Origin of the sequence: Klebsiella sp. 1SOBk5mer (assembly GCF_046603115.1) — a bacterium.
GTDB classification, from domain to species: Bacteria; Pseudomonadota; Gammaproteobacteria; order Enterobacterales; family Enterobacteriaceae; genus Klebsiella; species Klebsiella quasipneumoniae.
On sequence record NZ_JBKIUU010000003.1, the window covers coordinates 1 to 22,615 of the forward strand.

Annotated in this window: 20 protein-coding genes; 8 read left to right on the forward strand and 12 right to left on the reverse strand. The window is 62.7% G+C overall.

Features of this window, described 5'->3' with window-relative positions:
• The first annotated feature begins 605 nt into the window (after positions 1–605).
• The gene (gene tynA, locus ACLH1U_RS08785) at positions 606–2,873 is read left to right on the forward strand and encodes a primary-amine oxidase (protein ID WP_411299196.1); all 2,268 of its coding nucleotides are present in this window, start codon (positions 606–608) and stop codon (positions 2,871–2,873) included.
• A gap of 2 nt (positions 2,874–2,875) precedes the next feature.
• On the opposite strand, the gene ACLH1U_RS08790 is transcribed toward tynA, so the two are convergent.
• The 7 genes from ACLH1U_RS08790 to ACLH1U_RS08820 form a co-directional block, all read right to left on the reverse strand.
• On the reverse strand, positions 2,876–3,859 hold the full coding sequence (locus ACLH1U_RS08790) for a zinc-dependent alcohol dehydrogenase family protein (RefSeq protein WP_194859489.1): 984 nt from the start codon (positions 3,857–3,859) through the stop codon (positions 2,876–2,878).
• Positions 3,860–3,881: 22 nt separating this feature from the next.
• Complete coding sequence (locus tag ACLH1U_RS08795) at positions 3,882–4,700, reverse strand: phytanoyl-CoA dioxygenase family protein (protein WP_139620384.1); 819 nt, start codon at positions 4,698–4,700, stop codon at positions 3,882–3,884.
• 24 nt (positions 4,701–4,724) lie between these two features.
• Positions 4,725–5,909 (reverse strand): acetylornithine deacetylase, encoded by a 1,185-nt coding sequence (gene argE / locus ACLH1U_RS08800; protein ID WP_411299197.1) that lies wholly within the window; start codon positions 5,907–5,909, stop codon positions 4,725–4,727.
• Positions 5,887–6,561, reverse strand: coding sequence for a DUF1028 domain-containing protein (locus ACLH1U_RS08805; protein WP_044522615.1), 675 nt, complete (start codon positions 6,559–6,561; stop codon positions 5,887–5,889). The genes argE and ACLH1U_RS08805 overlap by 23 nt, the downstream gene beginning before the upstream one ends.
• The gene (locus tag ACLH1U_RS08810) at positions 6,558–6,992 is read right to left on the reverse strand and encodes a RidA family protein (protein WP_044522612.1); all 435 of its coding nucleotides are present in this window, start codon (positions 6,990–6,992) and stop codon (positions 6,558–6,560) included. Before ACLH1U_RS08810 ends, ACLH1U_RS08805 begins: the two co-directional genes overlap by 4 nt.
• Positions 6,993–7,018: 26 nt before the next feature.
• Positions 7,019–8,275, reverse strand: a complete 1,257-nt coding sequence (locus ACLH1U_RS08815; protein ID WP_411299198.1) for a flavin-containing monooxygenase — start codon at positions 8,273–8,275, stop codon at positions 7,019–7,021.
• Positions 8,276–8,445: 170 nt separating this feature from the next.
• Positions 8,446–9,360 (reverse strand): LysR substrate-binding domain-containing protein, encoded by a 915-nt coding sequence (locus tag ACLH1U_RS08820; protein WP_004204026.1) that lies wholly within the window; start codon positions 9,358–9,360, stop codon positions 8,446–8,448.
• 488 nt (positions 9,361–9,848) lie between these two features.
• Here ACLH1U_RS08820 and ACLH1U_RS08825 point away from each other — a divergent pair, with 488 nt between their 5' ends.
• Genes ACLH1U_RS08825 through ACLH1U_RS08840 form a run of 4 tightly spaced genes read left to right on the forward strand, consistent with a single transcriptional unit; the run spans position 9,849 to position 13,859 of the window.
• Positions 9,849–11,369, forward strand: coding sequence for an amino acid ABC transporter permease/ATP-binding protein (locus ACLH1U_RS08825; protein WP_023289441.1), 1,521 nt, complete (start codon positions 9,849–9,851; stop codon positions 11,367–11,369).
• Between the two features lie 26 nt (positions 11,370–11,395).
• Positions 11,396–12,268, forward strand: a complete 873-nt coding sequence (locus tag ACLH1U_RS08830) for a phytanoyl-CoA dioxygenase family protein (protein ID WP_105491379.1) — start codon at positions 11,396–11,398, stop codon at positions 12,266–12,268.
• A 23-nt stretch (positions 12,269–12,291) separates the two neighbouring features.
• Entirely contained in the window at positions 12,292–13,122 is an 831-nt protein-coding gene (locus tag ACLH1U_RS08835) for an ABC transporter substrate-binding protein (RefSeq protein WP_032452632.1), read from the forward strand.
• Positions 13,123–13,127: 5 nt separating this feature from the next.
• Entirely contained in the window at positions 13,128–13,859 is a 732-nt protein-coding gene (locus tag ACLH1U_RS08840; protein WP_032452631.1) for a class II aldolase and adducin N-terminal domain-containing protein, read from the forward strand.
• Between the two features lie 17 nt (positions 13,860–13,876).
• Here ACLH1U_RS08840 and ACLH1U_RS08845 read toward each other — a convergent pair whose 3' ends face one another.
• Positions 13,877–14,767, reverse strand: a complete 891-nt coding sequence (locus tag ACLH1U_RS08845) for an oxidoreductase (protein WP_048334934.1) — start codon at positions 14,765–14,767, stop codon at positions 13,877–13,879.
• Positions 14,768–14,891: 124 nt separating this feature from the next.
• Positions 14,892–16,391, reverse strand: a complete 1,500-nt coding sequence (locus tag ACLH1U_RS08850; RefSeq protein ID WP_101861523.1) for an aldehyde dehydrogenase family protein — start codon at positions 16,389–16,391, stop codon at positions 14,892–14,894.
• 235 nt (positions 16,392–16,626) lie between these two features.
• Here ACLH1U_RS08850 and feaR point away from each other — a divergent pair, with 235 nt between their 5' ends.
• Positions 16,627–17,529, forward strand: coding sequence for a transcriptional regulator FeaR (gene feaR, locus ACLH1U_RS08855; protein ID WP_411299199.1), 903 nt, complete (start codon positions 16,627–16,629; stop codon positions 17,527–17,529).
• Here feaR and ACLH1U_RS08860 read toward each other — a convergent pair whose 3' ends face one another.
• From ACLH1U_RS08860 to ACLH1U_RS08870, 3 genes are read right to left on the reverse strand one after another with little or no spacing between them, the layout of a single operon-like run.
• The gene (locus tag ACLH1U_RS08860) at positions 17,530–17,853 is read right to left on the reverse strand and encodes a YdbL family protein (RefSeq protein ID WP_023289434.1); all 324 of its coding nucleotides are present in this window, start codon (positions 17,851–17,853) and stop codon (positions 17,530–17,532) included.
• Between the two features lie 7 nt (positions 17,854–17,860).
• The gene (locus ACLH1U_RS08865) at positions 17,861–18,046 is read right to left on the reverse strand and encodes a YnbE family lipoprotein (protein WP_004204017.1); all 186 of its coding nucleotides are present in this window, start codon (positions 18,044–18,046) and stop codon (positions 17,861–17,863) included.
• Positions 18,043–20,682, reverse strand: a complete 2,640-nt coding sequence (locus ACLH1U_RS08870) for a YdbH family protein (RefSeq protein WP_411299200.1) — start codon at positions 20,680–20,682, stop codon at positions 18,043–18,045. Before ACLH1U_RS08870 ends, ACLH1U_RS08865 begins: the two co-directional genes overlap by 4 nt.
• Before the next feature lie 206 nt (positions 20,683–20,888).
• Between ACLH1U_RS08870 and ACLH1U_RS08875 the strand changes: the two genes are divergently transcribed.
• The gene (locus ACLH1U_RS08875; RefSeq protein WP_023289432.1) at positions 20,889–21,389 is read left to right on the forward strand and encodes a DedA family protein; all 501 of its coding nucleotides are present in this window, start codon (positions 20,889–20,891) and stop codon (positions 21,387–21,389) included.
• 147 nt (positions 21,390–21,536) lie between these two features.
• Positions 21,537–22,526 (forward strand): 2-hydroxyacid dehydrogenase, encoded by a 990-nt coding sequence (locus tag ACLH1U_RS08880; protein ID WP_032452619.1) that lies wholly within the window; start codon positions 21,537–21,539, stop codon positions 22,524–22,526.
• The last annotated feature ends 89 nt before the right edge of the window (positions 22,527–22,615 follow it).

Here is a 22,615-nt window from a genome sequence, read left to right on the forward strand (position 1 = left end):
CTTGCCCGGCGGCGCTGCGCTTGCGCGGGCCTACTGGCAGTCAGACCCGGACAGGTAGGCCGGGTAAGGCGCAGCCGCCACCCGGCACAAAATCGGCGCACGTGCCCGCTGTCCTTGCCCGGCGGCGCTGCGCTTGCGCGGGCCTACTGGCAGTCAGACCCGGACAGGTAGGCCGGGTAAGGCGCAGCCGCCACCCGGCACAAAACCGGCTCCGTGCCCGCTGTCCTTGCCCGGCGGCGCTGCGCTTGCGCGGGCCTACTGGCAGTCAGACCCGGACAGGTAGGCCGGGCAAGGCGCAGCCGCCACCCGGCACAAAATCGGCGCACGTGCCCGCTGTCCTTGCCCGGCGGCGCTGCGCTTGCGCGGGCCTACTGGCAGTCAGACCCGGACAGGTAGGCCGGGTAAGGCGCAGCCGCCACCCGGCACAAAATCGGCGCACGTGCTCCATGCCTCTGCGGAGGCATTTTTTACGTCCGTCTGGCAAACCTGACAAATAACCTGGCAAGAGCAAACAAACGCCCCGGCGCCGCGGGCTGGTAGCTTAAGGGTGACAAAGCCGACATTCGCAGCGGCATAAGACAACACAACAATAAGATGAGGTCATCATGGCAAACGGCTTGAAATTTTCCCCTCGTAAAACCGCGCTGGCGCTGGCCGTGGCGGTGGTTTGCGCCTGGCAATCCCCGGTCTTCGCTCACGGCAGCGAGGCGCACATGGTGCCACTGGATAAAACGCTGGAGGCGTTTGGCGCTGACGTGCAGTGGGACGACTATGCGCAAATGTTTACCCTGATAAAAGACGGCGCTTACGTCAAAGTGAAGCCCGGCGCTAAAACCGCGATCGTCAACGGCAAAACCCTTGATCTGCCGGTGCCGGTGGTGATGAAGGACGGTAAAGCCTGGGTCTCCGATACCTTTATCAACGATGTGTTCCAGTCCGGTCTCGACCAGACCTTCCAGGTGGAAAAGCGCCCTCACCCATTAAACTCGCTCTCGGCAGCGGAAATCAGCGACGCGGTGACCATTGTCAAAGCCGCGCCGGAATTCCAGCCTAATACCCGGTTTAGCGAAATTTCCCTGCATGAGCCGGATAAAGCGGCGGTATGGGCCTTCGCCCTGCAGGGTACGCCAGTGGATGCGCCGCGCACTGCCGATGTTGTGATGCTGGATGGCAAACAGGTGATGGAGGCCGTGGTCGATCTGCAACACAAAAAAATCCTCTCATGGACGCCGATCAAAGGCGCCCACGGCATGGTGCTGCTCGATGATTTCGCCAGCGTGCAGAACATCATCAACGCCAGCAGTGAATTCGCGACGGTGCTGAAAAAGCACGGGATTACCGATCCTGGAAAAGTGGTCACCACCCCGCTCACCGTTGGCTACTTCGATGGCAAAGATGGCCTGCAGCAGGATGCGCGCCTGCTGAAGGTGGTCAGCTATCTCGATACCGGCGACGGCAACTACTGGGCGCACCCGATTGAAAACCTGGTGGCGGTGGTCGACCTGGAAGCGAAGAAAATCATCAAAATCGAGGAAGGCCCGGTGATCCCGGTGCCGATGGAACCGCGGCCGTATGATGGCCGGGACCGCAACGCCCCGGCAGTGAAACCGCTGGATATTACTGAACCGGAAGGCAAAAACTACACCATTACCGGGGATACCATTCACTGGCGGAACTGGGATTTCCACCTGCGTCTTAACTCGCGCGTCGGGCCCATCCTCTCGACGGTGACCTACAACGATAACGGCAAAAAACGCCAGGTGATGTATGAAGGTTCCCTCGGCGGGATGATCGTCCCCTACGGCGACCCCGACGTCGGCTGGTATTTCAAAGCCTATCTGGACTCCGGCGATTACGGCATGGGCACCCTGACCTCGCCGATTGTACGCGGCAAAGACGCGCCGTCGAATGCGGTGCTGCTGGATGAAACCATCGCCGACTACACCGGCGCGCCGACCACCATCCCGCACGCTGTCGCCATCTTCGAGCGCTACGCCGGGCCGGAATATAAGCACCTGGAGATGGGCAAGCCCAACGTCAGTACCGAGCGCCGGGAGCTGGTGGTGCGCTGGATCAGCACCGTCGGCAACTACGACTATATCTTTGACTGGGTATTCCACGACAACGGCACCATCGGTATCGACGCCGGCGCCACCGGGATTGAGGCGGTGAAAGGCGTGCTGGCGAAGACCATGCACGACCCTAGCGCCAAAGAGGATACCCGCTACGGAACGCTGATCGACCATAATATTGTCGGCACCACCCACCAGCATATCTATAACTTCCGTCTCGACCTCGACGTGGACGGCGAAAACAACACCCTGGTGGCGATGGACCCGGAGGTGAAGCCCAACACCGCCGGCGGCCCGCGCACCAGCACCATGCAGGTGAATCAGTACACGATCGACAGCGAACAGAAAGCGGCGCAGAAATTCGACCCGGGCACGATTCGCCTGCTGAGCAACATCAGCAAAGAGAACCGCATGGGCAACCCGGTCTCTTACCAGATCATCCCTTACGCCGGCGGCACCCATCCGGCGGCGACCGGCGCAAAATTCGCCCCGGACGAGTGGATCTACCATCGTCTGAGCTTTATGGATAAACAGCTGTGGGTGACGCGCTACCACCCGAGCGAACGCTATCCGGAAGGCAAATACCCCAACCGCTCCGCTCACGATACCGGGTTAGGCCAGTATGCGAAGGACGATGAGTCGCTGGCGCACCAGGATGACGTGGTGTGGATCACCACCGGCACCACCCACGTGGCGCGGGCTGAAGAGTGGCCGATCATGCCAACCGAATGGGCGCACGCCCTGCTGAAGCCATGGAACTTCTTTGACGAAACGCCGACCCTCGGCGAGAAGAAACAGTAATCTTAACCCACGGTGAAATCGAGCAGGATTTTACCGCCTCTTCCCGGCTGGCCGGCGGCGGCAATCGCCTCCCGCCAGTCGTTCAACGCCACCCGCCGGGCCGGCGGTTGCGTGGTCGTCGGCAGCCGCTGCCAGATCTCGTCGAACGCCGCCCGCCATGCCGCCACGCTAAGGCCAGGCAGCGCCTCCCGCAGATGAAACTTGCGCACCGCCGCGCTGGCGCGCGTCTGGATCAGCGGCCGTCCGGATAATAAGCCATAGGAGATCAGGGTCGATGACGCGGGCAGCACCGACAACAGCGTGTTCCCCAGCTCCCCGCCCACCGCGTCAAACACCAGATCGCTGTGCTGGCTGACCTTCTCCACCAGCGCCCGGTCGGCCTCAAGGATCGGATAGATCCCGGCCAGCTCCAGACGCGCCCGATGCTGCGGCGAGCGAATAATCCCGCTTACCGAACGGGCGCCCATGGCCAACGCCCACTGCCCCAGCAGGCTGGCGCAAGAGGAGGCGGCGGCGGTCAGCACGATCTGTTTCCCGGCAACCGGCCAGCGTCTGAGCATCAGCATCGCGGTCAGCGGATTGATATACCCGCGGGCGGCCAGCAGATCGTCCACCACCGCGGGAACCGGCACCAGCCAGGTCTCATCCAGATCGATAAACCGCTGCCAGGTGCCGCCCCCGCGCAGGGGCAGCACCCGCTGGCCCGCGGTCAGTCGGCTGCCGAACGGCGCGGCGACCACCTCGCCAAGGCCTTCGTAGCCGGGCACGGCCGGCAGTCGGGTACGGTGGCGATAGGCGCCGGTAATGGGGATCAGATCTGAGGGATTCACCGGGGCATAGCGCATCCTGACCCGCACCCGTCCGCCGGCCAGCGGCGCCAGCGGGGTGCGTTTCAGCGATAGCACCGCGGCCGGCGGCCCGTAGCGGTCATAAACAATGGCGTCATTGAACATCGACAGGCTCCAGACAACGAAAGGCGGGATCATAGCAGATCCCGTCCGCAGCCGCTTACGTCGGTGGCCAGACCTGGGGGAACAGTGGCGAATCCAGCGGGTCGCCGTCCCGCAGAGTCAGTTCGGGGAACGGCGGCGAGGTCACGCCGCCGCGGTCGGCAAACGCGGCGTCATCCCCCACCCAGCGGGCGGAGAAGACCCGTCGCGCCCGCGCCCCGGGGTTGCCGCGGGCGCCATGGACGGTGCGAAAATGGAAGGCCACCGCGTCCCCCGGCTCCAGCGCCCAGCTGACGATATCGTACTCATCCTCATGGGCGTCGATATCCGGCAGCGCGCTGAACCGGGTGTGCTCGTAGAGCTTTGTGCCATTGAAGCGGGTGGGACTGTACTCCGCCTCCCAGCGATGCGACCCGCGAATGCAGCGCAGCGAGGTGGCCTCCGCTACCGGGTCCAGCGGGATCCAGAAGCTGACGTTCTGCCGGCCGGAGACGCAATAGTACGGCTGATCATGATGCCAGGGGGTGACCGTGCTGCCTCCGGCGGGTTTGACCAGCGTATGCTCATGGAAAAATTTCGCCGTCTGCGACTGCATCAGCGCCGCGGCGATCTCCGCGGCCGCCGACTGGAAGACAAACTCGCTAAACGCCGGGATCCGCGACCAGTTACAGTAATCCTGAAAGAAAGGCGGCGAGCCATCTTTGGGGATCACCGTGCGCGCATGACCATATTCGCTGGGGCTGGCCATCAGCGCCGTGACCCCCTCGGCGAGGCGCTCAACCCAGGGGGTAAAAACGCCCTTCAGTAATACCACGCCATCCGCCTGCCAGCGGTCGACAGTCGCTTGATCGATATGGGGAGAGTGTTGATTGTGCATCGCTTGGGTTCCTGTGTGGGTGGATCAGGTAAGCGGTTCTGCGGGCTCGGCGCACATCCAGGCGCACAGCTGGCCCAGCATCGTCATACAGCGTTCGGTCTGGTCGATGCTGATGTACTCATCGGCCTTATGGCCCTGGGCCATGCTGCCCGGCCCGCAGACCAGGGTCGCGACGCCCATCTCATCGAACAGCCCCCCTTCGGTGCCGAACGCCACGGTGGAAAACCGATCGCTGCCGCACCACTGCGCCAGCCAGCGGGCGAAGTCGGACTGCGGATCGCTGAGCAGCGGCGGGTAGTGGCTCAACAGCTGAAACTGGATGTCGCTCTCACCGCCGACCCGGCGCATCTCCGGCAGCAGCCGGCGGCGGGCGTAGGCCGCCAGCGCCTCGGTGACCGCTTCGGGACGCATCCCCGGCAGGTAGCGGATCTCAAAATCAAAGCGGCAGGACTGCGGGACGATGTTCAGCGCGGCGCCGCCCTGAATGGTGCCCACCTGCAGGGTGCTGAAGGGCGGCGAGAAGCGGCTGTCCTGCTGCCGGGCCAGACCCGCGCCCAGCCGATCCAGGCGATTAATTAGCCTGGCCGCGTAGCGGATGGCGTTCACGCCCTGTGGGGCATAGGCCGAATGGCAGGCCTGGCCCTCGATACAGCAGCGCATGGCCAGTTTGCCTTTATGACCGAACACCGGCTGCATCTCCGTCGGCTCGCCGATGAGGCACAGCGCCGGTTTCTCCGGCGAGGCCTGCAGAAACGCCACCAGGCTACGCACGCCGAGACAGCCGACCTCTTCATCATAGGAGAAGGCCAGATGCAATGGCATCCGCAGCGGCGCCGCCAGAAAGTCATCCACTGCCGCCAGCACGCAGGCGAGAAAGCCCTTCATATCGGCGCTGCCGCGGCCGTAGTAGCGGCCATCGCGCTCGGTCAGGCTAAACGGCGGCACGCTCCAGTCCTGCCCGTCCACCGGGACCACGTCGGTGTGGCCCGAGAGCATCACCCCGCCGCCGCCGGACGGCCCCAGGCGGGCGTAGAGATTGGCCTTACCGCCCGACGGGTCATAAAAGCGGCGGGACGCCACGCCGCGGGCGGCGAGAAAATCGGCGATCCAGTCGATCATCGCCAGGTTCGAATGGCGGCTGGTGGTATCAAAGGCCAGCAGCGCGGCAAGGATCGCTCCCGGCGTGTTATTCATCGCCAGGCACGCCATAGGCCGGCGCCTCGCGCGGGTCGAGCGCCCGGGTAATATAGGCCTCCATTTGCGGCTCCCACGCCAGCCACAGCTGCTCAAGGGCCGCCAGCGGATCCGCCTCCGCCCAGTCAATGCGCAGGTCGACCACCGGCCACGGGTAATCATCCACCACCTTCACCGCCGCCGAGTGGACCGGGCCGGCCTCGCCCCCGGCGACGATCCCGGCGCGCAGCCCGGCCAGCAGCCGGCTGGCCAGCTCACCGGTGGCGGCCTCAAAGGCGCCCACCATCGCGGCGATCACGCCCTGACTGGCCAGCATATTGCCCGCCGCCACGCAGTTATCCCCCGCCAGGGCGCCGCCGATCCCGAGGGTGAACTCCCCGCTGAACACCGCTGTGTCGCCGTTGGCGTCAATCGCCGCGACCTGGCGATATTCGCGGAAGCGATCCTCCGCCAGAGCCTGTTTCATGGCCTGCTCAACGCTGGCCCCCGCCTCGATCGCGCTGAGGATCTGCGGCCCCAGCGACGGCAGGGTAATATTCTGGCTGGAAACCGCCCCCACGCCGGGCAGCAGCCATGGACAGCGCGACCCGACGGCCATGCTCGATGAACTAATGGCGATGCCCAACTGACCCGTTTCCGGGCAGCGGGCGGTAAGGGAGAGGGTCATTCTGTCGCCTCCCCCTGCCAGTCGTCGGGGATCACCGCCGTGACGTCAATCTCCATCAGCCACTGCGGCTGCGCCAGGGCCGACACCACCACCCCGGTGGAGATGGGGAAGACCCCTTTCAACCATTTGCCCACCTCCTGATAGACCGGCTCGCGATAGCGGGGGTCGATCAGATAAGTGGTGGTCTTGACGATATGCGAGAGGTCGCTGCCGGCCTCTTTCAGCAGTTGTTCGACATTCTTCATCGCCTGCTCCGCCTGGGCCCGCGGGTCGCCGAGGCCGATCAGGTTGCCGGCGAAATCGGTGCCGACCTGGCCGCGAACGTAGACGGTATTCCCCGCCCGCACCGCCTGGCACAGATCGTTATTCAGCGCCTGGTTTGGGTAGGTCTCTTTGGTGTTAAACATGCGAATACGGGTATGGGTTGGCATCAAAGCACTCCTTCAGGAATCGGTTATCAGGACGGCTGGTAGCGCTGATACTGGCGCTGAATGGCGATCTGGTCGGCAATATATTTGGCATCGTGCCAGACGCCCCAGATAAAGGTGGACCCGCGCCGCGACAGCCATGGCAGGCCGAGGAAATAGACCCCCGGCTCCGTCGACACGCCGCGGTGATGCTGCGGCCGCTGCGCGTCATCGAAGGCGTTGACCTTCAGCCAGCGATAATCGGTGGTATAGCCGGTCGCCCAGATGATGGCGCCGATCCCGGCCTCGGCCAGGTCGAGGCTAAGCAGCGGGTCGCTGACGCAGGCCGGGTCGGGCAGAAAGTCACGGGCGGAGGGCTCTTCGGGCAGATCCAAACCGTTGCGCGCGACCCAGTCGTCGGCGGCGTCGAGCAGCGCAAGATAGGAGGCATCGCCGCGGCGGATATTCTCGGCCAGGTCGGGGTGGAACAGCGCCCTGGCGCCGTCAAAGCCGCGAGTCTGCCCCACCAGGGTGACCCCCTGATGCGCCAGCTGGCGAAAATCGACGGTATGGCCGCTGCGCGCGCCGCTCACCGCGATAGTGACATGCTCTTTCCCCGGCGCATTGGCCGCCGCGTCCCACATCCCCAGCACGCCGAGCCACCAGCAAAAATCGCGCTGGCGATAGCGACGCGGCGGCCGGTCGTGCGCCCCCACCGACAGCCACACCGCGCGTCCGGCACGCTGTAGCTCATCGGCAATCTGCACGCCGGAGGATCCGGCCCCCACCACCAGCACGCCGCCCTCCGGCAGCTGCTGCGGATTAAAATAGTGCGCCGAATGGAGCTGCTGAATAGCCTCACTCTGCGGGGCGATGGCCGGGATCGTCGGGCGCTGGAAGGGTCCGGTAGCCGCCACGATCCGCTGCGCCTCAATCACCCCCTCGGAGGTGTCGACACGAAAGCCCGGACGCCCGGCGAGGCGTTCGGCGCTGTACACCTCCACCCCGGTGCGGATCGGCGCATTGAAGCTGCGGGCATAGGCGGCAAAATAGTCCGCAACCTGCTCTTTGCCGACAAAGCTGTCCGGCGGGCAGTCAGGGAACACCATCCCCGGAAACCGATCGTGCCAGGCCGGGCCGTTGGCCACCAGCGAATCCCAGCGCCCGCTGCGCCAGGCCTGGGCAATACCCTGTTTCTCCAGCACCAGATGGGGGATATCCAGCCGGGTCAGATGCTCGCTCATGGCGACGCCCGCCTGCCCCGCGCCGACCACCAGGGTATCGATCTCGGTTATCTGTTCAGTCATTTCTCTATCCTTCAAGCACAGTTGCCGACGAGGTCGCCGGAATTGACGGCTTTCAGGTTATTTAACTGTGACGAATTGGTAAAATATTATAAAACGATCGACTGAATAGAATTTTACGAGGCTGAGTGGCGACAGAAAAAATAACGCCTGCCGGATCGACAGGCATTATTTCAGCCGTGAGAGGGGGTTAATTCGATACTGCGACAATAATCCATAAACAGTTGCGTCGGCCGCGTCGGCTCATTATTAGCGAGGTGCGCCATAATTAAGGTTGAGGCGGGCATGTCGTCGGCAATATCCCGCTGCACCACCCTTTCGCCATCGTAGGTCATATCGCAGCAGGGCCGGGTGACCAGCACCGAAAAACCGAGCCCCTGGCCGACCATACAGCGCACCATTTCGATAGAGGGGGAGCTGTAAGCCACTTCCGGGTGATAGCCCTTTTCCTTAAAGATGGAGATGAAATAATTTTTACTCGGGACCGCATCGAGGAGGATCATCGGCTCGCGACTCAGCTCCTGCAGCGTCACCTGCGCCTTTTGCGCCAGCGGATGCGCGGCGGGCAGCAGCGCGTAGGGTTTATGCGGGGCATTAAGCCGCTCTTTATTGATCGAGTGGCCGAGCTCCAGATCGTAGACCAGCGCCAGGTCGAAGCGGCCGCGGTGCAGGCCATGCATCAGCTCATGCTGTTCGCCGTCATACAGATGCAGCGTAATTTCCGGATAGCATTTCTTAAACCCGGCCACCAGCTTCGGCATATACAGCGGGGCCACCGACTCAAAGCAACCAATGGAGATCATGCCAGAAACCAGCTCTTTATCCGCTCGCGAATTCTGCTCAAATTCCCAGGACAGGCGCAGCAGCTCCTTCGCTTTATCGTAGATCCGCCGACCGCTGGAGGTGAGCGAGACGCCCTGCGCATGGTGGCGAATAAACAGCTGCTGGTCGAAGGTGCTCTCCAGATTCTTAATAGCAATGGAAATCGACGGCTGCGCAATGTGCAGTTGGCGGGAGGCCTCGGCGATACTCTCCGTCTCCACCACGGTGACGAAATATTTGAGCTGCTTCAGGGTAAATCGGTTCATAGCATCACCATTGATAAAATATGGTCCGGCGCACGCGGGGAATAGTTTTCCTCTAAGTCCCAAGCAATCCGCGTGCCACCCGCGAAGAATGGCGGCGCATTGCCCGCCAGGGGGCGATATTATTTTTTCTCCTCCCGCGCCGGCGCGGTTTATTTCCCCGCTTGCACCATCATGCATCACGCTGCACATTGAGCAGGCGGCGGTCGCCCCAGTTTCGCGCAAAATAACCTGTCTGCATAAAATGGCGTTATTAAATTACAGCTATTGTTTTTAAATTGTTTACGCAAAGTATCCTGATAATCACTTTAAATTCCATATCGTTAATAACGCTGTATAGTTTTTTTAAACTTAAAGACCAAAAATTTACTAATTGCCTCTGAAAGCATCCTGCCAGCATAGTGTATTCGCACGATGAACACCGGCGGCTCCCCATTAATGCACAGCCGAGCCGCTTTCATTTAGGTTAATTATGACGAGTGAAATAGCCCATGACGTTTAACTGGAACTACATGTTAAGCCTGCTCAGCGATGCCGATTTTTGGTGGGCCACCTGGACCGTCATTAAATTAAGTCTGCTAACCTGGGGCTGCAGTATTGTGCTCGGATTTATTCTGGCGCTGGCTAAACAGTCGCCGCGCGGCTGGTTATCCACCCCTGCCCGGCTGTATATCTGGTTATTTCGCAGTATGCCGCTGCTGGTCCTGCTGATTTTTGTCTACAACATGCCGCAGGCGCTGCCCTCCTTCGCGCCGGTGCTGAACGACCCCTTCTGGGCCGGCCTGCTGGCGATGGTCCTCAGCGAAGCGGCCTATATCGCCGAGATCCATCGCGGCGGGCTGCTTTCCATCCCCCGCGGGCAGAGTGAAGCCGCGCGGGCCCTGGGTTTGCGCTACGCCGGGATCCAGTGGCGGGTGATCATTCCCCAGGCGCTGCGCGTCGCCCTGCCGGCGCTGGCCAATGAGTATATCGCCATCGTGAAGCTCAGTTCGCTGGTGTCGGTGATCTCCCTGACCGAAATATTGATGGTCGGCCAGCAGCTCTACTCGCAGAACTTTCTGGTCATGGAGACCATGACCGCCGTGGCGTTTTATTACATCTTTATCGTCACGGTGTTCGATTTTCTGCTGAAACGGCTGGAGAACTACCTCGATGTCACCCGACGCGACACCGCCCGGCCGGTGGATGCCGAGATGCAGCAGTTGGCGACCGCCCGCCGCCCGGCGATGGCGCGCAGCGTCTCCCAGGGCCATGAGCCGGCGCTGCAGGCCTCTAAGCTGCATAAGGCCTACAACAACGTCGAAGTGCTGGGGGCGGTGAGCCTGCAGATCCAGCCCGGCGAAGTGGTGTCGGTCATCGGCCCGTCGGGCTCGGGAAAAACCACCCTCATTCGCCTGCTGAACGGTCTTGAGCAGATCGACAACGGCGAAATTCAGATTAACGGCCAGCCCTTTATTCATCTCGACCGTCAGGGGCAGCAGAAGCCGCGCTTTATGGAGAATGCCGAACACCGTCTGAATATCGGCATGGTGTTCCAGAGCTTCAACCTGTTCCCGCATCTGACCGTGTTCGGCAATCTGCTGCTGGCCCCGCGCTATCACCATCTGGCAAGCGACGCGGAGCTGCGCCAGCACGCCTGCGAGCTGCTGCACAAGGTGGGCATGCTGGAGCACGCCTGGAAGTATCCGCACCAGCTCTCCGGCGGTCAGCAGCAGCGGGTGGCAATCGCCCGCGCCCTGATGATGCGTCCGCAGATCATGCTGTTCGATGAGCCCACCTCGGCGCTGGATCCGGAAAAAGTGAATGAGGTGCTGCAGGTTATCGAATCCCTGGCCCATGAAGGCATCACGATGGTCATCGTCACCCACGAGATGAACTTCGCCTTCAAAGTGTCTGACCGGATCGTGTTTATGGAGAAAGGCCGGGTGGTGTGCGATGACACGCCGCAGGCGATGCGCAGCGGGCAACACCCGCGGGTCGAGGCCTTTCTGAAAGATGTTTCTCTGGCTTAACTATCGGGACGTGAAGAGGAAAAACTATGATTGCGCAGTGGCAAATTGAGCAGTTTCATCAGCAGGGTTATCTGGTGGTCGAAGGGGTGCTTTCCGCCGCCGACATCGCCACTCTGCAGAGCGATTTTGACGGCTGGGTCGAGGAGAGCCGCCGCCACGCGTCGGCGTGGGGGAAAACCCTCGACGGGCGGCCGCGCTTCGATATCGAGCGCGACCATGCTCCCGACCATCCGTCGCTGCGCCGGGTCGCCTCCCCGACGGAGATCTCCGAAGCGTATCGCCATACTGCGCTCAACTCGCGGATGGCGACCATCGCCGCGCAGCTGATCGGCGGCAGCGGCACCCGCTTTCACCACAGCAAAATTAACTCCAAGCTGCCGCACACCGCCACCGAGGTGAAATGGCATCAGGATTTCCTCTTCACCCCGCACAGCAATGACGACATCATCACCGCCCTGCTGATGGTCAGCGAGGTGACGCCGGAGAATGGCCCGCTCAACGTGGTGCCGGGCAGCCATCAGGGGCCGCTGTGGTCCCACTGGCAGGAGGGGCGCTTCACCGGAGCGGTGGATGACGAGGTGGTGACGACTCACTGCCAGCAGCCGCAGGCCTGTTTTGGCCCGGCGGGCTCAGTCTGCTTTATGCATACCCGCCTGCTGCACGCCTCCAGCCCCAACGAAACCGCCCTGCCGCGCACCCTGTTCATCAGCGTCTACGCCGCCGAGGATGCGCTGCCCTTCGGCGAAAACCCGCTGCCGAGCCGCCATGCCGGCCAGCTGGTGGCCGGGGAAGAGAGCGGTCTGGTGCGCAGCACCGATAACCAGCTTCGTCTGCCGCAGAAGCCGCGCGGCGCTTCGTTTTTTGTTCAGCAGGCCGGTGCCGATCGCGCCAGCATGTAATTCGCCCACACTCCGGAGGTTTTATGACACGCTTTTTCGCACCACGCCCGCTGGCTCTGCTGCTCTGCGCAGCGGGGGCTCTGACATCCCTGAACGCGCTGGCTTTCCAGCAAAGCGGCAAGATCACCGCCGGTTCGGACATGACCTTTTTCCCTTACGAGTATATGGAGAACAATAAGCCGGCGGGGTTTGATATTGAACTGCTCGACGGCCTGGCGAAGAGCATGGGCCGCGAGGCGGTGAATATCGATACCCGCTTCCCCAACCTGATCCCCGGACTGCAGGGCGGGCGCTTCGATATCACCAACTCGTCGATGTACATTACCGCCGAGCGCCTGAAGGTGATCGACATGGTGCCGTACCTGAAAAGCGGGGAAGCGATCCTCGCCCGTAAAGGGAGCGACTATCAGCCAAAGACCCCGGAAGACTTCTGCGGGCATAAAATCGGCTCGATGGGCGCCACCTCGTGGCTGGCGCAGTTGCAGAAGCTTTCCGCCGACTACTGCGTGAAGAAGGGGCTGAAACCGATTGCGCTGAGCGTCTATACCACCGACCCGCAGACCACCCAGGCGCTGCTGTCGCGCGCAGTGGATGCGCAGATCACCGACGCCGCCGTGGCGCGCGGAGTAGTGGAAAAGCTGGGCGACCGGGTGGTGATCGCCTCTGACACCCTGATCTATCCGGTGCTGAACGGCTTTGGCGTTAAAAAAGGCAACACTGAGGTGAAAACCGCCCTTGAAGAGGCGCTGAAAAAATACAGCGCCACGCCGGAATACGCCGCTCTGCTGAAGAAATATCACTTCCAGGCGCCGACGGCAGAGGATCTGCAGACCCTGATGCCAAAAGCGGAGTAATGCCCATGCGCGATACCGATGAAGAGCAGATCCGCATCGACCTGGCGGCCACCTTTCGCATCATTGCCCATCTTGGCATGCATGAGGCGGTGGCCAACCATTTCAGCGCCGCGCTCTCCGCCGACGGGAAGACGTTTTTACTGAACCCGAAGTGGAAACACTTTTCGCGCATCCGCGCCAGCGATCTGCTGGTGCTGAACGCCGATGATGAAAGCTGCGCCGCGCGCCCTGACGTCGATGCCACCGCGTGGGCTATTCACGGGCAGATCCATCAGCGGCTGCCGGACGTGCGGGTGGTGCTGCATCTGCACCCGGTGTACACCACCAGCCTCGCCTGTCTGGCGACGCCGCAGATCCTGCCCATCGACCAGAACACGGCCCGCTATTTTAACCGGGTCGCCGTCGATACGCTGTACGGCGGGATGGCGGACACCGCGGCAGAAGGGGCCCGGCTGGCGGGGCTGCTGGCGGATAAACGCCGTCTGCTGATGGGCAACCACGGGGTGCTGGTGACCGCCCCGACCATCGGCGAAGCGTTCGACGATATCTGGACCCTCGAGCGCGCCTGTCAGATCCTGATCACCGCCTGGTCAACCGGCCAGCCGCTGAAGGTGCTGTCAGACGCGGTGGCGGAAAAAACCGCCCAGGACTGGGAGAAGATTGCCGATTTCTCCCGGCAGCACTTTGCCGAGATGAAGCAATTGATGATCGACCTCGATCCCTCCCTGGTCGACTAACCCCGCGCCAGCCCGGGTCAGCCCGGGCCGTCGCTGGCCGCCGCCAGCAGCGGCACGATGATATCGCTGAGCGGCGTCGGTATGCCGTGCTGACGCCCGCGACGCTGCACCACCCCGTTACGAATATCCCACTCCAGCGGTCGGCCATGCAGGCGATCGATCAGAATAGAGGTGCTCAGGTCGGCAGGCGCCCGATGAAAACCGGCGATGATCTCCTCCGGCACGCTGTCGCTCAGGACGGCCCCTTCCGCCCGCGCCACCTGCAGGCATTCGCGCAAATAGGCCAGTCCGAGAGCGGTGATCTCCTCCCGGGCGAACATCCCGGCGCGTCGTCCGGTCAGCACCATCAGTCCGGCGACGGCGTTCTGCAGCAGTTTACGCCAGGCCACGGTGGTAAAATCGGCCGCCAGCTCCACCGCGCAGCGGGTTCCCGCCAGCGCCTGCTGCACCCGCTCCGCCCCCGGCAGGTCCGGCAGCGTCAGTCGCGGCGCGGCGCGCAGCCAGACGGAAGCATCGGCGTCGCGCTGCGCCGGAAACCAGACCACCGACGGCAGCACCGTCGCGCCGCCGGTCAAAGGGGCAAACTGCTGGCGCTGCTCGACGCCGTTTTGCAGCACGCATACCACGGTGTCCGGCGAACACAGGGCCGTCAGCCAGGGGGCGATGGCCTCCGTCTGGGTGGCCTTCACCGCGACAAACACCAGGTCGAAGGGGGCGGCTATCGCCGTCGGGTCGGTAAGCACCGGGCCGGGGACCACGATCTCACCCTCATCAGTGCGCAGCACCAGCGACGTATGGGCAGTGCGCCCGCAAACCACCGGCGCCCTTCCCACCGCAAACAGGGCGGCGGCGATAGTCGTGCCGATGGCGCCGGGACCAATTAGTGCAACCTCAGGAAATGCTGTCATGCCGAAGACCTCCTCATCATTCACCGCCCTGCGCGGGCAAAGATTGCCCTCCACAGTAGCGAGAAAGCGCGGAGGTCGGCAAGCGGGATGTCGGGAAAAGCGATGCGCCTTCCCCGACGGAGGGCTAGTAACGCACGCAGACCGATTTGGTTTCGCACCAGCCGTCGAGCCAGTCCGGGCCGAAATCGCGACCGGTACCGGACTGCTTCATGCCGCCGAACGGCAGGTTGGCGTCAATCAGGGTATGGCTGTTGACCCATACCGTCCCGGCCTGCAGGCGGTCGGTATAGATGAGAGCCTGAGTCAGGTCGCGGGTCCAGACGCTGGCGGTCAGGCCGAAATCGCTGTCGTTGGCCAGGCGCAGCGCCTCCTCGCCGTCAGCCACCCGCACCAGGTTCACCACCGGGCCAAACACCTCCTCGCGGGTAAGGCGCAGCCCGGCGTCCGGGTTGACCACCAGCGTCGGCGGAATATAGTACCCCCCGGCATCCGGCCCGGCGCTGCCGCTGATAAGCTCCGCCTTCTGCTGGCGGGCCTCTTCGAGGTAGGCCGCCACCTTGTCGCAGTGGGCCCGGGAGACCACCGGGTTGATCTGCGCCGTCTCCTGCATCCCCGGTCCCACCTGCAGCGATTTCACCGCCTGCTCGAAACCGCTGACCAGGGTGTCAAACAGCGGCGCTTCAATGTAGATCCGCGAACTGGCGGCGCAGACCTGTCCCTGGTTGAGGAAGCTGCCGGTCATCAGCCCTTCAATGACCCACTGGGGATCGGCGTCTTTGAGCACAATCGCCGGGTTCTTGCCGCCCAGCTCCAGCGTCACGCGGGTCAGTCGGTCGGCGGCCACCCGCGCAATCTGTTTCCCGGTGGCCGTCGAGCCGGTAAAGCTCACCTTCGCCACCTGCGGATGCGAGGTCAGCGCCGCGCCGCAGCCGGCGCCGCTGCCGGTGACCACGTTGAACACCCCGTCAGGAATGCCCGCCCGGGTCGCCAGCTCCGCCACCCGCAGCAGGGTCAGCGGGGTGGTTTCCGAGGGTTTGATGACGATCGAACAGCCCGCCGCCAGCGCTGGCATCACCTTCCACATACCGATCATCAGCGGGAAATTCCACGGGACGATGCCCGCCACGACCCCCACCGGCTCTTTTTTGGTCCACGCCTGGTAACGGGCCCCTTGCGGGAACGGGATCGAGACGTCCAGCGTCCGGCCGCTGATTTTGGTGGTCAGCCCCGCCGTGTAGCGCATCCAGTTCAGGGTGCAGCCGACCTCGAAGGCGCGGGAGATGGCGATGGATTTACCCTGCTCAAGGGTCTCCAGCTGCGCCAGCTCCTCGCCGTGCGCCTCCACCAGATCGGCAAAGCGCAGCAGGATGCGCTCACGGTCGGCCGGGGTGCGACCGGCCCAGCGGCGATCGACGAAGGCGCGCCAGGCGGACATCACCGCCCGGTCGACATCCGCCGGGCTGGCGTCGGCGGTGGTGGCGATCGCCTGCCCGGTGGCCGGATCCCAGACGGTTAACCGGTTTTCGCTCTGCGCGGCGCAGGGAGCGCCGTCGATATACAGGCCATGCTGACGGTCTAAAAACTGCTGGACGCTGGCAAGCAGCGCTATCTGAGAGGTGGACATACCCTTTCCTTATTCTTCGCGGATAGTGCTTTCAGTCTATGTCCGGTTGGCGGCTGGCGCTTTTTTCTCTGTGACATTCGTTTGCGCCGCTGTGACAGTCGCCGCAATTCCGTCGCCTGCCCTGACAGAAATGTGCCGCAGGTAATAGTTCTTTCATATAACCGCCATCGCGCCCTTGCCTGAGGCGGCATAAATGCAACAATGCAGAAACATTATTATTACAGGAGAACGGCGAATGATGACCACGGCTGAGGGGGGTCTGGCCTACCAGCGCTGGCTGGCGACGATCAATCAGGTCTGCGGCCATTTCGCCGCCCGGCCGCTGGAGGGACGCTTTCACGGCGAGATTGACGCCCGCTACGCCGGCAGTCTCAAAGTCAGCACGGTCACCGCCGCCGGCGTCAATCTCTACCGCACACGCAATGAGATCAAACGCGATAACGACGCCTGGTTCTATACCGTGTTTCAGCTCGCCGGCGAAGCGGTGATCGAACAGGACGATCGCCAGGTGACCCTGGCGGCGGGGGATATCACGCTGATCGACGCCGCCCGCCCGTGCTCTATCGTCTGGCAGCAGACCTCGCGTCAGGCTTCGCTGCTGCTGCCGCGCCAGCGGGTGGCGCCGACGGGGGAGATCGCCACCGCCTGCCGGCTGGACAAGTCTCTGCCGATGGTGCAGCTCAGTCAGCGACTGCTGCTGGAGAGTATGGGCGGCACGACGCTCTCCGCCAGCGAGAGTGAGGCGGCGCTGGACGCGATCGCCTGCCTGTTGCGCCCGGTACTGCGCCAGCGCGAGCCGACCCCGTCCCGGCGGGACCAGCAGTTTCAAAAGATCATTGCGTTAATCGACACGTCCATTCAGTCGGAACACCTGCGGCCGGAGTGGCTGGCCAGCGAGACGGGAATGTCGGTGCGCAGCCTCTACCGGCTGTTTGCCGACAAAGGGCTGGTAGTGGCGCAGTATATTAAGAACCGGCGGCTGGATCTGTGCGCCCGGGCGTTACAGAACGTCCATGACGACGAAAAGCTGGCGGGGATCGGCTACCGCTGGGGCTTCAGCGACCACAGCCATTTCTCCACCGCCTTTAAGCAGCGCTTCGGCGTCTCGCCGGGCGAATACCGTAAGCGCTGCCGCTAACTATTTGCGCAGCCACTGGCCGTTCAGCCCCTGGACGTACTCCCCGGGCTGAGCGCGGGCCACCAGCTTCTGTCCGGCCATTTTCGCTACCTCATCCACCGGCAGATTGTTGTCATCCGCCAGCTGCTGGTAGCTTTCACTGCGCGCGGCGTTAATCTGTTTCACCAGCGCCAGCGTCTCTTTATCCTGACGCAGCGGCGCCAGATAGCCGTTCAGCGTCTCCCCCACCCGCCCCTGCTGGCGCGCTTCGTTCAGGGTCAACGCCAGCGCGGGCGCGCTGAGCAGAGTCAGCGCCAGCGCTGCGGTTAACAGTCGTTTTCTCATCGTCGCCTCAGAACAAATCGCTGCGGGATTTCAGCAGGTTTTCCACATCCTTATCGACCTTGATATGGATCTCATGCTCAATTTTGACATTCATATTGATGGTGATGGGCTCTTTCGACGCCGCAATTTCGATACGCGGCGTACAGCCGGCGAGCAGCATCGACGCCACTATGGCCAGTAACAGCTTCTTCATTTAGGTTCCTTACATGTCTTACCGTCCGTACAGCGCCGCACGGGCAGCGTGGCATTTTGCTCAAGCCACGCCTGTAAATTGTCGCCGAAGCGTAAACTGCGCCACAGATCGAAAATATTCTCCTCATGAGCGTAGTTTAAATGCACGGTACTGCTTTTCCCGTCCACCCGGCTGGTGCCGTTGATGGCGGCCTTAAGCGTCAGCACGCCCAGATTGTTGAGGTTAATCTGCGTCGATGAACGGGAGATCTCCATATAGCGCAGCCAGTTGATCGCCGCCCCGGCGGAGACGTTGTCCGCCACCAGCGCATCGGCGGTGTCTTTATCGAGCCGCAGCGTCATCGGTCCGTCATTGCGCAACCAGCCGTCGTGGATAATCCATTGATTGTTCTCCAGCCACAGCGGCAGCGCGCCGCTCACCGCCCCGGACATGGCGAACTGCTTCACCTTGACCGCGCTGGTCAGTTCGCTGCTGGAGATGTGCTGCAGACGGATCAGCGCCGGGTCGCGCTGCGGCATGCGCAGCTGCAGCAGGGTCAGCTTGCCGCCTAACAGGTCGACGCTGACGTCGCTAAGCTGCAGCGGATTGGCCTCGCTCCATGGCCAGGTGCCCTGCAGGTCCGCCGTCAGGTTGCGCGCGGTGACCTGGTTGACGATTTCGCCAATGCGCAGGGAGACCGGACGGCGGGTGCCCAGCTGCCAGTGGCCATCGCTGAAGCGGAACGGCAGAACGAAGTCGACGCCATTGATCTGGTTATCCGGCATCCAGGCGCTGCCGCCCTTCAGGACGCCATGACCGCCCGCCTCAAATCCCTGCCCGGCTGCCGCCGAGAAGGCCACCTGCGCATAGAGACTGCCTTCGCGCAGGTTCATCTTCCAGTCCGGCGGCACCAGCGGCTGGAATACCGTCAGCGACTGTTTAGGCCACCAGGCCTGGCCGCGCAGCCGTTCGCCATCCCAGCGCCCGGTCAACCGCACCGGGCCAATGGTATCGGCGTGCAGCGCGCCGGTGAACTGGAACCACGTCGGGTCCCGGCCGTCGAGAGCGAATTTCAGCGTCGACGCCGGGAGATAGCTGCCGCCGGAGAAGGTGGTTTTTGCCGCATCCAGCGACAGCGCGCCGGTCAGCCGCGGATGCTCAGCGTCGCGCAGCCAGCGAATCGGCTGCTCGAGGGTCAGACGCGGCGTGCTGACCCGCATCGTGCCGTACTCGAGCTTATCGAAGCCAGTGGAGAGGCTGCTCAGCGTAATGGCATTGTCCCGCCACTCACCGCTGCCCTTCACATCCCAGCGCGCCTGCATTGGCGTGAAATGCCCCTCGCCCCAGTAGCGCCACTGCCAGCGGCCGCTGTCGGGCAGAAAATCGTTCGCCAGGCCGTCCAGGTGCAACGTAAAGTCGCCCATCTGCTGCTCATGGGCGCGGAGGATCGCCTGCAGGCGGCCATCGACGCCCTGCTGGGTGACCTTCACCCCGGCCAGCGGCCAGCGGATTTCGTCAATGTTCAGCGCGTCGATCACCCGCCCGCGCGAACGCAGTAGCGCCCCGGGGTGAAACGCCAGCTGCGGGCTGACCAGCGACCCGCTGAGCTGGGCCGGCAGCGCGGCGTAAAAGATCATCTCTCCCAGCTTGGCCTCGCCGGTGAGCCGCAGCGGCAGGTCGCTGTTATCCATGCTTAACTTGCCCGGACCGATATTCAGCACCGCGTTGCCTTTGCCGGCATGCCCCTCGGTGAGCACATTTAAGCGGCCGCTGACGATCATCTGTTCCGTGCCCTGCTGCCAGTTACCGACCGACAGCGCCACGCGGCCGCTCAGCGGATACGCCTCGTAGCGGGTGCGCCAGCGGCCGTCGCTGATGGTGATCCGTTCCGGGGTGATCTCCCACGGCAGGTCGAGAATGGGCTCCACCTCGCCGCGCGGGGTGACCAGCAGCTGGCCGCGATTATGCTGCCACGCCAGCTCGGCATCGATCCATTCTGCGGTCTGCGGAAATTCAAAGGTACCCTGCATCTGGCCATCGACCGGCAGGCCATCCGGCACCAGCGGCAGATGGAAGGTCCCCACCAGCTTCACCGGCGGCTGATCGTCAGTCAGCCGGGCGCTGAACTGGCTGACAGTGAGCGCCTGGCCGCGCAGGCGCGCCTGCAGGCTCAAATCGTTCCCGGCGAAGCCGATATCCTGCTGCGCAGGCGTCAAGGACATCACCAGCCGCCCCTGCCATTTTTCCCACGGCGACAGCCGCAGGTTCTCAATGGTTAACCAGCTGTAGGGCAGCATTGATTGCCATTCGGCGAGGGTGCGCGGCGCCCCCGGCGCGGGATCGCTGGCCGGCAGTTTGCTCAGGCAGGCGCTGTTGATCTCCAGCTGGCCAATATGCAGCCGCCAGCGGCTGGGGCGCGAGAGACGGGCATCGGTCACCCGGGCGAGTTCACAGTCGCCCACCAGATAGCGCAGATCGGGGATCAGCAGGGCGGAGCGCGTAAGACGCGGGCTCTCCTGCAAAGCGATATGAGTCCCCACGGGCAGCCAGATGCCCGCCAGCGTCGGCACCCAGTGGGTCAGCGTCAACAGCAGGGTTAGCGGCAGTAACACCAGCGCTAGCACCAGCGCGATGGCGGCTTTATATTTACCCTTCATGGGCAGTTAATATCCTGATTCAACATAAGTAAAAGCCGAAAGGCGCCCATTGTGACACGTTCGACCAGTGAGTGAAAGTTTGCGACCTGTTAAAGCATAGTTGCCAGCCGGTATCGCGGCGCGGCGATCGCTCGTCACTATTTAGCTTTTGTTTAAGCGCTACCTGCCACACTCCAGCCAGTTCGGTTTTGCTTGCGGGAGAGACAGTGTCGTTAATTATCTCGCTCATTGAGAGCGCACAGGGCCACTATCCATTGGTATTACTGATGGTTTTCCTGCTCACTTTCACTAAATCCTGCGCGCTGGTGTCGCTGGCGATCCCGGGCACCTCCGGCCTGCTGCTGCTGGGGACATTCGCTTCCGCCAGCCTCGGTCATTTCCTGTTAATGTGGTCCAGCGCCAGCCTCGGCGCCATCGGCGGATTCTGGCTCTCGTGGTGGTTAGGCGTTCGCTATCGTCACCGCCTCACGCAGTTGCGCTGGCTGACCGCCGAGCGGCTGGCCCGCAGTCGACTCTTTTTTCAGCGCCGCGGGCTGTGGGCGGTCTTTTTCAGTCGCTTCCTCTCTCCCCTGCGCGCCACCCTGCCCCTGGTCAGCGGCGCCAGCGGCCTGCCGCTGTGGTCGTTTCAGCTGGCTAACGTCACCTCCGGTCTGCTGTGGCCGTTTCTGCTGCTCTCCCCCGGCGCTTTAAGCCTGAGTTTGTGGTGAAAAAACTTTGTCTTTCAAAGAGATTCCGCAAATCCGCGATATGCTCTAGAATTAGGATAAGCACCTGCTATTTAAACTATTTTTTAATAATTGTACGATAATTTTAAATATGCTACCGTGACGTTATAATCACTGGAGAAAAGTCTTATGAAAATCGCGGTTTACAGTACGAAGCAGTACGATAAAAAGTACCTGCAGCACGTTAATGATACCTACGGCTTTGAACTGGAATTCTTCGACTTCCTGCTGACAGAGAAAACCGCCAAAACCGCCCACGGTTGCGAAGCGGTATGCATCTTCGTCAATGACGACGGCAGCCGTCCGGTGCTGGAGGAGCTGAAGGCCCACGGCGTGAAGTATATCGCCCTGCGCTGCGCCGGGTTTAACAACGTCGACCTCGAGGCGGCGAAAGCGCTTGGCCTGCGCGTCGTGCGCGTCCCGGCCTACTCGCCGGAAGCGGTCGCTGAACATGCGATCGGCATGATGATGTCGCTTAACCGCCGCATCCACCGCGCCTACCAGCGTACCCGTGATGCCAATTTCTCCCTCGAAGGCCTCACCGGTTTCACCATGTACGGCAAAACCGCCGGGGTGATCGGCACCGGGAAAATTGGCGTGGCGATGCTACGGATCCTTAAAGGCTTCGGCATGCGTCTGCTGGCTTTTGACCCGTACCCAAGCGCCGCCGCGCTGGAGCTGGGGGTGGAATATGTTGACCTGGCCACGCTGTACAAGGAGTCGGACGTGATCTCCCTGCACTGCCCGCTCACCGACGAAAACTACCATCTGCTCAATCGCGAGGCCTTCGATCAAATGAAGGACGGGGTGATGGTGATTAACACCAGCCGCGGCGCGCTGATCGATTCCCAGGCGGCCATCGATGCCCTGAAGCACCAGAAAATCGGCGCGCTGGGGCTGGACGTTTATGAGAACGAACGCGATCTGTTCTTCGAAGACAAATCCAACGACGTGATCCAGGACGACGTCTTCCGTCGCCTCTCCGCCTGCCACAACGTGCTGTTTACCGGCCATCAGGCGTTCCTCACCGCCGAGGCGCTGATCAGCATTTCGGAGACCACCCTGGGCAATCTGCAGCAGGTCGCCAACGGTGAAACCTGCCCGAACGCTATCGTCTGATTCCTTTCCCATTTGTGCTCCTCTCCCCGGGGGAGCACATTCAGATAATCCCCACAGATCCCCGCTGCGATACCGTTACACTGGCTTTG